This window comes from Dactylosporangium roseum (assembly GCF_025264685.1).
Classification (GTDB): Bacteria; Actinomycetota; Actinomycetes; order Mycobacteriales; family Micromonosporaceae; genus Dactylosporangium; species Dactylosporangium roseum.
In genome coordinates this window covers 8,207,626-8,220,997 of the sequence record NZ_CP073721.1, presented here as the reverse complement: position 1 = coordinate 8,220,997, position 13,372 = coordinate 8,207,626, and the positions used below count along the sequence as shown (strand labels likewise).

The following is a 13,372-nucleotide window of genomic DNA, read 5'->3' as shown; positions in this document are numbered from 1 at the left end:
CGTTCGCGCACCCCCATCGTCATTCGCGGCCCCCACCGCGAGCGGACCAGGCGCCGGATTCCCGCCGTCCCGGCAACATTGTCCACAGGTTTTCCACAACCTGTGTATCAACGAGTCATATGCCGTGGACGGATCGTCCTGATTCCCCCGGGCGCTGTGCTGACTGTGCAGCGGCCAGCCAAGATGCCATAGGTTGTGCAGGTCAGACGCGTTGACTGCCCCCCTGCAGCGCGCCTGTTCGAATCGGAAGTCCGTTGTGCCCCGTCGCCGGCCGTCGCGGTGTCTACCGGCAACCGGGCACGTTAACAGCGTTGTCCACAACCACTCAACCGTTGTCCACAACGATCCTGTGGATTTCGGGTCCAGCCTGCGGCGCGAGGGTGTGGATGCGCCGTTGATCGTTGACTGTCAGTAGGCCCGCGCGTACCCTGTTTCGGTTGGAGAACCGCGTGCTGGTAAGCTCCAATGGCCGATCGACATCCAGTGGCGCGCCGACACGAGTGGGCGCGTGTTGTGCCCCACAAGTCACGAAGACGGAGCCCCGACGTGAGCAAGCGCACCTTCCAGCCGAACAACCGCCGGCGCGCGAAGACCCACGGTTTCCGGCTGCGCATGCGCACCCGCGCCGGCCGTGCCATCCTGTCGGCGCGTCGCGCCAAGGGGCGCGACCGCCTGTCCGCCTGACCCGACGCGCCCTCTGGGAGGCAGCGTGTTGGCGGCCGCACAGCGACTGCGGCGGCGTGAAGACTTCGCCGCCACCATTCGCAACGGTCGCCGCGCCGGCCGCGGGGCCCTCGTGGTGCATTACATGCAGTCCGCAGATGAAACGACCGAGCCGGCGCCCCGCGCCGGCTTCGTCGTGTCCAAGGCCGTCGGAAACGCCGTCGTCCGCAACACGGTGAAGCGTCGCCTGCGGCACCTGGTCCGCTCGCGCCTTGCCGATCTGCCGCCCGGCGCCGTCGTGGTGGTGCGGGCACTGCCGGATGCGGCGACCCGGCAGTACGACATCCTCGAAAAGGATCTTGACAGCGCGTTGGAGGCCGCTCGCCGCCCGAAGACCCGAGGGGCCCGTCGATGAACGTCGGAGCCCGAGTCGTTGCGGCGCCCATCGTCGCGTACCGTCGGTGGATAAGCCCGGCGTTGCCGGCGCGTTGTCGGTTCTACCCGTCGTGCAGCGCTTATGCCCTGGAGGCGGTCCGCACGCATGGCGCGATCAAGGGAATCGGCCTCGCGATCTGGCGGCTGCTGCGCTGCCACCCGTTCCACCCCGGTGGGTTCGACCCGGTGCCACCGCGCCGGGGAGCCGCGCCACGCCCGGAACCCAAACCTGAGTCTGAGGCCGAGTCTGACGTGACTGGAGCAGTGTCGTGATTAGCAAGCTGATGGGCGGGATCTACTGGCTGATCTCGCAGGTGATGCTGTTCTGGCACTCCGTGTGGGACAAGGTCGTGCCCGACCACCGCGTCCTCGGCACCAACTGGCAGTGGGTGCTCGCGATCGTGTTCCTGGTGATCACGGTCCGCGTCGTGCTGTTCCCGATCTTCGTCAAGCAGATCAAGTCGCAGCGCGCGATGCAGGCGATCCAGCCGAAGATGAAGGAGCTGCAGGAGAAGCACAAGGGCGACCGGGAGACCCTCCAGAAGGAGGTCATGAAGCTCTACCAGGAGGAGAAGGTCAACCCGCTCATGGGCTGCCTTCCGATGTTCCTCCAGATCCCGGTCTTCATCGGCCTCCTGCACGTGCTGCGCCACCTGCGCCCCGGCACGTCCGACAGCCAGATGGAGCTGTACGGGTGGAAGATCCCGCAGTTCCTCAGCGCCGTCGATGCCCGGCTCTTCGACGCGCCGATCGTGGCGAAGTTCAGCAGCAGCACCGACGAGCTCATCCGGATCGAGGCCAGCTCGGGCACGGTCAAGATCGTTTCTGCGCTGCTGGTCTTGGTGATGATCACCACGACCTACCTGACGCAGCGTCAGATGATCAAGAAGACCGGATGGAACACGGATCCGCAGCAACGCATGATCCAGAAGTTCATGCTCTACGGTATCCCGTTCTTCACGCTGACCTCCGGCTGGTACTTCCCGATCGGTGTCATCCTCTACTGGGTCACGAACAACGCGATCACGCTCCTCCAGCAGTACTGGGTCCTCCACAAGTACCCGCCGCCGGCCAGCGCGACGACCAACACCACGCCGTTCAAGGCCCCGAAGACCGTGGGCGCCGAGCCCAAGCAGTCCGGCTTCGCCGCGCTGTTCGGCAGGGCCAAGGACCAGGCCGAGGAGCGCGCCAACGGCAAGACCCCGGCAAAGTCCGCCGGCGGCAAGGCGACCGGCACCCCGGCCAACGGCACGCCGTCCCGCGCGCCGAAGCCCGGTGCCAAGCCGATCAACCCGAAGAAGGGTGGCGCCGCGAAGCGGCAGTCGGGTTGACGCGACCCCGCCGGGCCCTTCCCCTCCCTGTGGCCCGGCGCGGGGCGCTCCCTGTGACACCACCCCTCACCGACGACCTGTGACGGCGCCTCGGCGCCCCGAGCAAGCGGAGATGAGTTTCGTGACCGACACCACCAGTGATCTCGACGCGCGCCGCACCGACAGCGACGCCGACGTGCTGGACCAGGATGCCAACCTTGACGACGCTGAGGACGACGCTGAGGACGACGATGTCAAGGCCCCGGCAGGCGAGAGCGCCGAGGCTCCGGCCAACAGCGGAGGCGGTGGCCGTGCCGCGGCCGATCTGTTCCGGGAGAGCGAGATCGCGGCCGACTACGTCGAAGGGTTGCTGGACATCCTCGACTACGACGGTGACATCGACGAGTTGGTCGTCGCCGGCCGGCCTGTCGTCGAGGTCGTCGAGGGCGGCGACGGACGCCGGCTCCAGGCGCTCGTGGGCCAGCGCGGCGCGACCCTCGAGGCGCTTCAGGAGCTGAGCCGCCTGGCCGTCTTCCGCCAGACCGGCTCTCCCAGCCGCCTCTTACTCGACGTTGGCGGCTATCGTGCCCTCCGCCGCAAGGAGCTCGGCGCGATCGCCAAGAACGCCGCGGAGAAGGTGAAGGAGTACGGCGAGGCCGTTCGCCTCGAGCCGATGAGCGCGTTCGAGCGCAAGTGCGTTCACGACGTGATCAACGCTTTGCCTGGCGTCGAGAGCGAGTCGGAGGGCGTCGAGCCGTCCCGCCGCATCGTGGTCCGCGCGACCTCCTGACCCACCGAGCACCACCCTCGCGTGTCCCCGCCGCCTGGCCGGTCGGGGACACGCGTTTTTTGTGCCTCCGCCGGGTGGACTCTCGCCCGGCTCCCTGCCGGACCGACCTCCTCTTGCTCTGCGCCGGCCAGGTCGCTTGTGGTCCCGCGCACCGCCCGGCCCGGTCGACGACTGCGACGTCCAGGAAGGCATACGCGGGACGCCGCGCTGCGGTGGGTCGTCGAACCGTCCTTGAACCGCCCTTGCCTGACTGCGCGTAGGCAACCGACTCGGCACCGGCGTGCGTGGTGATGCGCCTGGGCCGCCTCGCCGGGCTCTCTGTCCAGGTCGACGACGCCGTTGCGTGGCGACAGCCCTCAAGAGATCACGTTGACCGCACCGCACCGGCGTGGGGTGGTCGGGTCAGGCATACTCGTACGAGTACGCGACTGGCGGCATCGAGGATGGGCAACCATCGGGGAGCTCCGTTCGTGGAAGTCGACCGCCTGGGCTTCCTCGATGTGAAGGAGCCTTATGCCCGCGCCTCAGCACTCGACGCTCAGCGAGACCTCGACCGCCACTCCGTCCATTCCGGCTTCGGGCACCGCGCGCCTCCTGTCCGGCGCACCGGTCGCTGAACGGATCCTCGCGGACGTCGCGACCCGGGTGGCCGCGCTGCGGGCGCGAGGTGTCACCCCCGCACTGGCGACGATCCTGGTCGGCGATGACGACGCGAGCGCCGGCTACATCCGGATCAAGCAACGGCAGGCGGCCGAGCTCGGCTTCGCCTCTCCGCACGAGCACCTTCCGGCGACCGCGACGCAGGCCGACCTCCACGCGGTGATCGACGCGTTCAACGCGGACCCGGACGTGCACGCACTCCTCATCCAGTACCCGACGCCGCGCCATCTGGACTACGACACCGCCCTCCAGCGCGTCGACCCCGACAAGGACGTCGACGGTATGCACCCCCTCAATCTGGGCCGCCTCGCCGCCGGCATGCCCGGCCCGCTCCCCTGCACTCCCGCCGGCATCGAGGCGCTCCTGGCGCACTACGAGATTCCGGTGAGCGGCCGCGAGGTGGTCATCCTCGGCCGCGGCGCCACGCTCGGCCGACCCTTGGCGATGCTCCTCGCGCAGAAGCGCCCGACGGCGAACGCCGCCGTGACGGTCGTCCACACCGGCGTCGCGGACTGGCCCCGGTACACGCGTCGTGCCGACATCCTCATCGCCGCCGCCGGCGTCCCCGGCATCATCCAGCCCGAGCACGTGAAGCCCGGCGCGGTGGTCGTCGGCGGTGGCGTCCGGTATGAGGGCCGTCGTCTCCTGCCTGACGTTGCCGAGGAATGCGCCGCGACGGCGGGCGCCATCACCCCGCGCGTCGGCGGTGTCGGCCCCACCACCGTGGCCATGCTCTTCCGCAACGCGATCACCGCCGCCGAGCGCCGTTTCACGTGAAACGGCGTCGCGTCCGGAGCCTTCGCCGGAATGGTGCGGGCTCCGCGCACGCGGCCGGGTAGTTGCCCGCCTCAGTGCGCCGTGCGGGCTGTATTGCGGATGTGTCGTAGGCCCGTTCGGTTTGCAGGGTGCGGTTGGAAGGGCCGGCCTTTGCCGTTGGTCGAGCGATCATGCAAGGCCGCGAAGTTCAGCCGTTCGGTCGTCTGTCCACCCCGGTGTTGCGCTACTGGATGGTGCCGCACAGTCGTGCGGGTGGTGTCTGTCGCTCATGATCGCTGCTGGGTCCGGCACGGCGGCGGGATTGCGCAGGAACGCGTGCCAGCCGGCCCTCGGCGGCGACGTCTCCGAGGTCAGCGCCCGAATTGTCAGCCTGGTCCGGGTTGACAAGAGGCCGTTGGGCTTAACTTCGCGGCCTTGAGCGATCATTGGTCGATGGGCGGGGCCGACCATCGGGCCGCCGGACTCCACCATGGTCGGCACTCCGCCGCGCCGGTCGTCGGTCGGACTCGTGGTCGCGGCGGCTCGGCGTTGTCGTGCGGGTCGGGTGCCCGTGATCGCGATCAACGCCGTTGCGTTTGGCGGCGGTCTGGCGTATTCGACCATCGGTTGCAGGCGGCCGATTTCATGATCATGGGGCGATTTGTCGCTGGAGCGAGTTCCAGGATCATGAAAAATGGGCCTGACGTAGTCCGCTGCGGCTCTGGCTGGGACGCTGGTGCAGCGGGCAGCCCGGGAAGAGTCCCACCGCCGGCGGGCGGTGACGACCCGTAGTGCGATCGTGGCCGGGGTACGGGTGGGGCTCGAGTGCGACCGGCTGGAGCTCTCGCGCAGATCGGCGTCGAACCGGGCGACCCGCCAACGCGTGCATCTGCGGGACGCGTCCAGCCGCCTTGGTCGATGGGCATCCCTGGACATGGTGTACCAGCAGCCGACAAAACTCTGCCTGGTTTGCCGGGCATCTCACCCGGAGCCCTCCGGCGATCGATCACCGCCTCGGGGGTCACCGGGCGTTCGTGATCGGGTACACCCGACCGACCGCTGGATCGCCGTGTCGCGTCGACGGGGGTGGCTTCAGTGCCGTGTGTTAGCTGCCCGGACCCGCGCTCAAGGTGAACTCACCGTCATGTCGAGCCTGGTGCCCAGGCCCGTCCTTCGGTGTGACTTTGCCGGAGTGTTGCTGTGACGCGACGAGGCATTGCTTCGGCTGGGCCAATGCGCTTCCGTTGGGCGCGGATACGCCGGACCGGCCCGCGGGGAAGTTCGATCCGTGTGACGATCCGTCCGGCATTCATCCGGGCTGGCTCCTGAGGGTCGACTCGTGAAGGTCGGCTCGCGGTGGCGTCGTTTCACGTGAAACATGCGTCTCCACGCCTCGCCTCCAATGGCGTGGAGACGAGGCCGCCGCCTCCTTAGTCCTGGCCTCATGGACAGATTCGGACATGGCCGAGAGGTCGCACGGCACAGGTCTGGGCATGGCCGACGCCCTGCGGCACGGGTCCGGGCATGACCGGGGACCCGCGGCGCAGGTCCGGACGGGACCGAACCGGCGGACGGAGGCACTGCCCTCGGCGGCTCGTGGACCGTGCCCAGACTCGTGCCGTGGGGCCAGCCCCTCGCCGGCTCGAACCGAATCGGCCCACCGATCGCATCAGCCGGCCACCCTCTGGTCCCAGCGCTGGTCGACTTGCACCGAGCCAACCGACTCGATTCCTCTGGCCCGCCGTCCATCGGCCTTGATGGGCATGGGTACACAGTGGCACGACCACGGGGATCAACGGATTGCTGCGACCGGAACAACGCGGCCGGCGCCGGACATTCGGTGCACGGACCGGGATCAGGCGACAGTGCTCGGCCCCGACGTAGACGACCGACCGCCTGGACCAAGGCCGGGGTTGCCCCCAGGGTGTGAAGCGGCAGGCGGTCGTTGAGCCGCCTGGCGATGGGTGCCCGCGGGCAGCGGCCGTGGATCGGCTTGCGGCTGGCCGGGTACGCGGTGGCGGTGCAGGATCCGCCGCAAACTGCGGCGGGGACGCCGGTGCAGTGGGCCGGCCCGGAAGAGCCGCACCGCCAATCGCCGGCGGACAGCGACAAAATCGCTCCACAATCATGAAATCGGCCTGACGTAGTCCGCTGCAGCGGACGTGCTCGCCGCAGCTCTGGCTGGAATGCCGATACAGCGGGCAGCCCCGGGAGAGTGCCACCGTCGGCAGGCAGCGACGACTCGTGGTGCGATCTCGGCTGGAGTGCGGGTCGGGCTAGGGTGCGGCCGGCTGGAGCGCTCGCGCGGACCGGCGTTGGTACGGACCGACCCACCAAGCGGACGGCAGAGGATCCCACCCGGGCTGGCGGTCCGGAACAAACGTTGGAAGCGGTTCGGACCACCGACACAAATGGCCCGAGACACAACGGTAGCCAGCGCGACCCAGCGGAGCGGCCGGGCGGAGCGGCCGGGCGGAGCGGCCGGGCGGAGCGGCCGGGCACCTCATGAAGGACAGCAGGAAGGGCATTGGCGACAGAATGCGGTGGCGCACCGGTGACCGACGCTCTGGATCGCCCCGTCACCGAACCCGTCAAGCACGGGAGCTGTCGCTCAACCACGGCCCGCTCCTCCCCCGGCGCCGCGCCGAAGCATTGGCGCCGCGCCGAGACCGCAGCCCTGCTGTCGGGCGTTGCGAGGTGGACGGACCGAGGGCGCGAGGGCGCTCGCCACCCAGGCCCGCCGTCGTGATTTCCTTGAGCCATGGATGACGGTGTCCCACACGAGGCGCTCCCCGCTGCCGGCAAGCTGTTCGGGGACCGGCTCCCCCTGGCTCAGCAGTACGCGGAACTCCTCATCACCGACGGCGTCGTCCGTGGACTCATCGGGCCCCGGGAGGCGCCTCGCATCTGGGAGCGCCACCTGCTCAACTGCGCCGTGGTCGCGGACCTCATTCCGTCGGGTGCCTCGGTCGTCGACATCGGGTCCGGGGCCGGCTTGCCCGGTATGGTGCTGGCAGTGGCTCGTCCCGACCTTTCCGTCACCCTGGTCGAGCCGCTCGCACGACGTACCGCCTTTCTCTCCGAAGCGGTGACGGCGCTCGGCTTGGACCGGACCACGGTGGTGCGGGCCCGGGCCGAGGAGTGCGTCGGGAAGCTTCCCCTCGCCGATGTCGTCACCGCCCGGGCAGTCGCTCCACTCGACCGGCTCGCCGGCTGGTGTCTCCCCCTCACCGCCATCGGTGGTCGACTGCTCGCGCTGAAGGGTGCCTCCGCCGCGACCGAGATCGCGGAACACGCGGAGGCGCTCGCGCGGATGGGGGCGGCGACCCCGTCGGTGCGGACGTGCGGGGACGAGATCCTCGCCGAGCCGACCACGGTCGTCGAAGTCGTACGAGAGCGGGAGGTCGCGCGCCGCCGGAGTTCCGGAGGGCGCCGCGCACGATAACCCGGGGGCGCACCGCGGCCCCGGGGACGGGGAACGCGGAGGGTTCCATGGGGGACAGCAGAGCGGTCGGCATCGGGTGGCCGGCGTCGCCGATGCAACGGCTGGGCGGGCTACTTCGCCGGGTTGACGGATTTCTGGTCTTTTGGCGCTCGGTCAGGGGTGACAAGGCCAACGACGCGCCCAAGAGCCATAGCTCCGTTCGGCGGAGCGCCGTAGGCTGGCCGCGCGCCGCTCTTACGTTCCAGACCGCAGGGGTGGCCGAGAGTGTCAATCTTTCCGAGCGGGACGGGACTGACATGGTGCGCGACAGCGGTGATGTTCCGGAGTACGGCGATAGCCACTACGGCGACGGTCACGTTTCACGTGAAACAGGTATCGAGGGTTGGGGCGTTCGTCCGGCCGGTCGTGGCGTACCTCAGCCCAGAGCGGAGTCCCGCCAGCCGTACGAGCAGCCGGCTCGCGGGCAGGCGACGCCTCCAGGCGCCGTAGCTCACGCCGAGCCGCCCGAACCGGCTCGCGGCCAGGTGACACCTCTGGGCGAGCGCCATGAGCCGGTCCAACCGCACGAGCCGGTCCAACCGCACGAGCCCCACGACCCGCATCGCGTCAGACCGCCGCAGGTGCCCCATGTGCATGAGCCGACACGCGGGGGCATGGTGGAGTTTCACGCTGGCGCCCCGGCTGCGGACCGCTCAACCGGTACTGTGTACGGCCGGGGAGCATCGCCGACTGTCGACGCCCCTCCGGCCGACAGGGCCGAGGCGGGAGCCGATTCGAGGGCCGAAGTAAGGTCCGAGCGTCGGAATCCGCCATCACCCCGGCCGCACCCGTCCGTCACCGCGGATACCGAGGGCGCAATGACTGACGCGTATGTTTCACGTGAAACCGAAGACCCGCCGCTGGCACAGGAGGCAAAGCGCGCCGTGGAGATTCTCAACCCGAGCGGGGAAATCACGATGCCCCGCCCACCACGGCGCCGCACGATGTGCGTGGCGAACCAGAAGGGTGGAGTGGGCAAGACCACGACGGCGGTGAACATCGCCGTGGCTCTGGCGCTTCACGGCAACCGTGTGCTCGTGATCGACCTCGACCCGCAGGGCAATGCCTCGACCGGCCTCAACGTTCCACACCACTCCGGCGTCCCTGACGTGTACGACTGCCTCATCGACGGCGCTCCGCTCGACGCGGTCACCCAGCAGGTCGAGGGCATCCCGAACCTGTGGGCCGTGCCCGCCACGATCGACCTCGCCGGCGCTGAGATCGAGCTCGTCTCGGTCGTCGCCCGCGAGTCGCGGCTCAAGCGGGCGATCGAGGCCGGCGGCTCCAACTACGACTACATCTTCATCGACTGCCCACCGTCCCTCGGCCTGCTGACGGTCAACGCGCTCGTTGCCGCCGAAGAGGTACTCATCCCGATCCAGTGCGAGTACTACGCCCTTGAGGGCGTCCAGGCGCTCACCAACAACATCGAACTGGTGCGGTCCCACCTGAATCCGAAGCTCGACATTTCGACGGTGCTGCTGACGATGTACGACCGGCGCACCCGCCTTGCCGACCTGGTCGAGCAGGACGTCCGGAACCACTTTGGCGACAAGTGCCTCAACGCCGTGATCCCCCGCAACGTCCGGGTGTCCGAGGCGCCGAGCTACAGCCAGTCCGTGATGACGTACGATCCCGGATCCCGGGGTGCCGTCAGCTACTTCGAGGCGGCACAGGAGATCGCACTGCGCGGTGCGCAGGTGGGAGGAGTCGCATGAAGTCCAACCGACGTGGAGGTCTCGGGCGAGGGCTCGGTGCCCTCATCCCAACCGCCGCCGCGCCGGCCGACGGCGCGGTGGGCACGGCGACCGCGCTGGCAACACCCCCGACGCCCGGCGCGCCGACCGAGGTCGCCAACACCCTCGCTCCGGTCCCCGGCGCTCGCTTCGCCGAGATTCCGGTCGGTGTGATCGTCCCGAACCCGAAGCAGCCTCGGCAGGTCTTCGACGAGGAGGCCATCGACGAGCTGAAGACCTCGATCCAGGAGGTCGGCTTCCTCCAGCCGATCGTCGTTCGCGAGTTGCGCGACAACGAGCGGACCGAGGAGAAGCAGTACGAGCTGGTCATGGGCGAACGCCGCTGGCGGGCCGCCCAGGCACTGGGCAAGGAAGCCATCCCGGCGATCGTCCGGGACACGCGCGACGACGCCATGCTCCGGGACGCGCTGCTGGAGAACATCCACCGGGCCAACCTCAACCCACTCGAGGAAGCAGCGGCCTACCAGCAACTGCTCGACGAGTTCGGCGCGACCCACGAGGAGCTCGCAAAGCGTATCGGCCGGAGCCGGCCCCAGATCTCGAACACCATCCGCCTCCTGAACCTCCCCGCCCAGGTGCAACTCCGGGTCGCCGCCGGCATCCTGTCCGCCGGCCACGCCCGAGCGCTCCTCGGCCTGGACAACTCGGAGGAGCAGGAGTCCCTCGCGACCCGCATCGTCGCCGAAGGCCTTTCGGTACGGGCAACCGAGGAACTCGTCCAGCTCTCGATCGCGGAGGGCAGCTCGACGAAGAAGGCCGCCGCCTCGCAGCGGCGCTCCAAGCCGCACGCCCCGGCACTGTCCGATCTGGCCGACCGGCTCTCGGACCGGTTCGACACCCGGGTCAAGGTCGACATCGGCCGGCGCAAGGGCCGGATCACGATCGAGTTCGCCACGGTCGACGACCTTGAGCGCATCGTCGGCATCATCGGCGTCGACGACCGCAACGGTCAACGGGAGTAGCTCACTCCATGACGTGCACAGGGCCGGACCCGGCGTTTGGGTCCGGCCCTGAGGTTTGCCGCGGCCGGCCGTCCGGCAACGCGTGGCCGGACGGCCTCCCGAGCCGAGCCGGTCAAGGAATCGGACGCGAGTGCCGCTCCATGAGTCGCCGCCGCCGGCGCGAGCGGTGGCATGGGCCGATGCAGCGGCGGTCGTCTCGCGGACCCCGAGGTGGTCTGGAAGAACCGGTTCAACGAGCAGGGGTCGTCAAACGCGGCGCTCCTCAGGCGTTGAAGAGGGACGGCATGTGGTACGACCGCGAGCGGAACGGTTGGAAGCCCTCGGAGCCGTTTCGGATTCGTCGAGCCGCTCCGAAGACTTGTGTTGAGAAACGCTGAGAGAAAGGCGCTGGGCGAACGTTATCCACAGGAGTTATCCACAGGTACGTCGTTTCACGTGAAACAGCGTGGTAGAGGGCCCGAAAGCCTGTGGATGACGGCCGTCGGAAGGGAGCAACGGTGGGCGCTATCAACAGGGTACGGACACCGACGCCGCAGTCGGTTAGGGTCGGCACGTGCCCGATACGCCTCAGCGGTTGCCCGCGTTCACCTATTGGCCGACGTTCCCGTTCGAGGGTGACCTCCGGGTGAAGCGGCTCCTGGATCCGGTCCCGGTGGAACCACCCCGGCATGGTGACAACCCCGCCGAGTGCCGTGCCTGTGGCGCCCCGGACGAGGCGTACATCTGGGTGAGTGATCGCTGGCGAGTCCGCAGTCTTGATCGGCCGACGGGCCTGCCCGCGGTGCTCATTCTGGAGTCACGGTCGCACCTCGACCTCGGAGATCTGCCCAACATGCTCGCGGCCGAGCTGGGCGTGATGACGGTTCGGCTCGAGCGGGCGATCCGTTCCCTCGACGGCGTTGCGCGGGTTCACGTGAATCGCTGGGGTGACGGCGCGGCACACCTGCATCTGTGGTTCCTCGCCCGGCCTTACGGGAGGCTTCAACTCCAGGGCACGTTCCTCGCTCTGTGGGACGACATTCTCCCGCCGATTCCGGAGGAGCAGTGGCGCGAAAACCTCGCGCTCGTCGCCGCCTGGCTCGCGGAGTTCGGCGGTCGCCCGCTCGCCGAGCCGCCCCGGATCAACTGGACCGCACCGGCGAAGCTGAGCGAAGAGGCACGCGCGAACGATGAATCCTCGACGTTCGGCGACCCGGGCACCACCGTCGAGGTTCCGGAGCCGGCGACCAAGACGGGCAACTCGGCCGCCATGGTGCGCGAGCCGGCCCATGGCAACGGCGAGGATCTCAGCGCCGAGCCGGCCGAGGGCAACGGCGAGGAACCCGGCGCCAAGCCGGCGCTGTCCACGCCGCAGCCGGTCGCGGAAGCAGACCGCGAGCGCGGAGCCTGAGGCAGGAAACCGGCCCTTCCTCGAAGGGCCGCCGGGCAGCCGAAGGGCCGCCGGGCAGCCGAAGGGCCGCCGGGCAGCCGAAGGGCCGCCGGGCAGCCGAAGGGCCGCCGGGCAGCCGAAGGGCCGCCGGGCAGCCGAAGGGCCGCCGGGCAGCCGAAGGGCTGATGATTCACCCCGGGGTGAATCGGCGCGGAGGTCGGACGAGCCGGCCAGGTGAACTGATGGACGCCTTTGCGTGCGGTCCGCACCCTCGAGCCGGTTGCAGGGCTATGCCGGTGGACCCGCTGCTGGGCGTTGCGGTATGCGGCGAACGTCCTTCGACCTGGGCACTCGCGCCGACCACCCGGCCACGGGGCGGTGCGGGTGAGGAACTGTGGGCGGATGACTCCCACGCGCGGTACCGGGTGCGTACCATCATGACGGTTGGCGGAGGAGCTACGGCGCGTGCGCCGGGTGCGGTGGAGATGGGCCAATGTCGCGACGTCTCGTCAGTCTGACGCTCGACACCCTCGAGGACCTTCCTCGATCGTGCCGCGAATGTGTGTTCTGGGAGCTCGATCCGGTTGCTGCCGATCGGGCCTGCGCCAACGGCGACCCGGGACTGGAGAAGGAGGCCTGGGTCTCGCAGACCCTTCTCGAGTGGGGCTCCTGCGGCAAGCTCGTCTACGTCGACGGCATGCCCGCCGGGTTCGTCATGTTCGCGCCGCCGGCGTATGTCCCGCGGTCCATGGCGTTCCCCACCTCGCCGGTCTCCCCCGACGCGGTGCTGCTGATGACCGCGCACGTCGTGCCGCCGTTCGCCGAAGGTGGGCTGGGCAGGATGCTGGTCCAGGGAGTCGCCCGCGATCTCACCAAGCGCGGCGTCAAGGCGATCGAGGCGTTCGGCGACGCGAAGTTCGGCGAGGTCGACGAGGCCGGCCGCAACGAGCGCGGCTGCCTCGCCCCGGCCGACTTCTTCCTGTCGATCGGCTTCAAGACGGTACGACCCCATCCGCGGTATCCGCGACTGCGCCTGGAGCTGCGCACCGCGCTGTCGTGGAAGTCGGACGTCGAGTATGCGCTGGAGAAGCTTCTCGGCTCGATGAGCCCCGAGTCGCTCCTGCGCCCGGTGCTCCCGGTCCGCCCGGCGACGCGCGAAATGACGTCAGGCTGAGGCGGAAGGCCC

Annotated in this window: 12 protein-coding genes and 1 riboswitch; of the genes, 11 read left to right on the top strand and 1 reads right to left on the bottom strand. The window is 69.3% G+C overall.

Annotated features, from left to right (window positions below):
- Positions 1 to 546: 546 nt before the first annotated feature.
- The 7 genes from rpmH (at position 547) to rsmG (ending at position 8,059) form a co-directional block, all read left to right on the top strand.
- Positions 547 to 684, top strand: coding sequence for a 50S ribosomal protein L34 (gene rpmH, locus Drose_RS38680; RefSeq protein WP_033360019.1), 138 nt, complete (start codon positions 547 to 549; stop codon positions 682 to 684).
- Between the two features lie 25 nt (positions 685 to 709).
- Positions 710 to 1,078 carry a ribonuclease P protein component gene (rnpA, locus tag Drose_RS38675; RefSeq protein WP_259860523.1) on the top strand — a complete coding sequence of 123 codons (369 nt, stop codon included), beginning with the start codon at positions 710 to 712 and terminating at the stop codon, positions 1,076 to 1,078.
- The gene (gene yidD, locus Drose_RS38670) at positions 1,075 to 1,371 is read left to right on the top strand and encodes a membrane protein insertion efficiency factor YidD (RefSeq protein ID WP_260726130.1); all 297 of its coding nucleotides are present in this window, start codon (positions 1,075 to 1,077) and stop codon (positions 1,369 to 1,371) included. The genes rnpA and yidD overlap by 4 nt, the downstream gene beginning before the upstream one ends.
- 11 nt (positions 1,372 to 1,382) lie before the next feature.
- Positions 1,383 to 2,429 (top strand): membrane protein insertase YidC, encoded by a 1,047-nt coding sequence (gene yidC / locus Drose_RS38665; protein ID WP_260729965.1) that lies wholly within the window; start codon positions 1,383 to 1,385, stop codon positions 2,427 to 2,429.
- 112 nt (positions 2,430 to 2,541) lie between these two features.
- The gene (locus Drose_RS38660) at positions 2,542 to 3,198 is read left to right on the top strand and encodes a Jag family protein (RefSeq protein ID WP_260726129.1); all 657 of its coding nucleotides are present in this window, start codon (positions 2,542 to 2,544) and stop codon (positions 3,196 to 3,198) included.
- A 415-nt stretch (positions 3,199 to 3,613) separates the two neighbouring features.
- Positions 3,614 to 3,696: riboswitch (ZMP/ZTP riboswitch) on the top strand.
- A gap of 15 nt (positions 3,697 to 3,711) precedes the next feature.
- Complete coding sequence (locus Drose_RS38655; protein ID WP_260726128.1) at positions 3,712 to 4,635, top strand: bifunctional 5,10-methylenetetrahydrofolate dehydrogenase/5,10-methenyltetrahydrofolate cyclohydrolase; 924 nt, start codon at positions 3,712 to 3,714, stop codon at positions 4,633 to 4,635.
- A gap of 2,740 nt (positions 4,636 to 7,375) precedes the next feature.
- Positions 7,376 to 8,059, top strand: coding sequence for a 16S rRNA (guanine(527)-N(7))-methyltransferase RsmG (gene rsmG, locus Drose_RS38650; RefSeq protein WP_260726127.1), 684 nt, complete (start codon positions 7,376 to 7,378; stop codon positions 8,057 to 8,059).
- Between the two features lie 359 nt (positions 8,060 to 8,418).
- Here rsmG and Drose_RS38645 read toward each other — a convergent pair whose 3' ends face one another.
- Complete coding sequence (locus Drose_RS38645) at positions 8,419 to 8,688, bottom strand: hypothetical protein (protein WP_260726126.1); 270 nt, start codon at positions 8,686 to 8,688, stop codon at positions 8,419 to 8,421.
- 24 nt (positions 8,689 to 8,712) lie between these two features.
- Between Drose_RS38645 and Drose_RS38640 the strand changes: the two genes are divergently transcribed.
- The 4 genes from Drose_RS38640 (at position 8,713) to Drose_RS38625 (ending at position 13,360) form a co-directional block, all read left to right on the top strand.
- Complete coding sequence (locus tag Drose_RS38640; RefSeq protein WP_260726125.1) at positions 8,713 to 9,816, top strand: ParA family protein; 1,104 nt, start codon at positions 8,713 to 8,715, stop codon at positions 9,814 to 9,816.
- Positions 9,813 to 10,817, top strand: coding sequence for a ParB/RepB/Spo0J family partition protein (locus Drose_RS38635; RefSeq protein WP_260726124.1), 1,005 nt, complete (start codon positions 9,813 to 9,815; stop codon positions 10,815 to 10,817). The genes Drose_RS38640 and Drose_RS38635 overlap by 4 nt, the downstream gene beginning before the upstream one ends.
- Before the next feature lie 553 nt (positions 10,818 to 11,370).
- Entirely contained in the window at positions 11,371 to 12,207 is an 837-nt protein-coding gene (locus Drose_RS38630; protein ID WP_390891288.1) for a hypothetical protein, read from the top strand.
- 472 nt (positions 12,208 to 12,679) lie between these two features.
- A complete protein-coding gene (locus Drose_RS38625; RefSeq protein WP_260726123.1) occupies positions 12,680 to 13,360 on the top strand; it encodes a GNAT family N-acetyltransferase in 681 nt (226 codons plus the stop codon).
- Positions 13,361 to 13,372 lie beyond the last annotated feature (12 nt).

What these genes read in the sequence shown, in the direction of transcription:
- yidD (WP_260726130.1), top strand. Translation starts at nt 1,075, where the DNA reads ATGAACGTCGGAGCCCGAGTCGTTGCGGCGCCCATCGTCGCGTACCGT.
- yidC (WP_260729965.1), top strand. Translation starts at nt 1,383, where the DNA reads ATGGGCGGGATCTACTGGCTGATCTCGCAGGTGATGCTGTTCTGGCAC.
- Drose_RS38660 (WP_260726129.1), top strand. Translation starts at nt 2,542, where the DNA reads ATGAGTTTCGTGACCGACACCACCAGTGATCTCGACGCGCGCCGCACC.
- Drose_RS38655 (WP_260726128.1), top strand. Translation starts at nt 3,712, where the DNA reads ATGCCCGCGCCTCAGCACTCGACGCTCAGCGAGACCTCGACCGCCACT.
- rsmG (WP_260726127.1), top strand. Translation starts at nt 7,376, where the DNA reads ATGGATGACGGTGTCCCACACGAGGCGCTCCCCGCTGCCGGCAAGCTG.
- Drose_RS38645 (WP_260726126.1), bottom strand. Translation starts at nt 8,688, where the DNA reads ATGGGGCACCTGCGGCGGTCTGACGCGATGCGGGTCGTGGGGCTCGTG.
- Drose_RS38640 (WP_260726125.1), top strand. Translation starts at nt 8,713, where the DNA reads ATGGTGGAGTTTCACGCTGGCGCCCCGGCTGCGGACCGCTCAACCGGT.
- Drose_RS38635 (WP_260726124.1), top strand. Translation starts at nt 9,813, where the DNA reads ATGAAGTCCAACCGACGTGGAGGTCTCGGGCGAGGGCTCGGTGCCCTC.
- Drose_RS38625 (WP_260726123.1), top strand. Translation starts at nt 12,680, where the DNA reads ATGTCGCGACGTCTCGTCAGTCTGACGCTCGACACCCTCGAGGACCTT.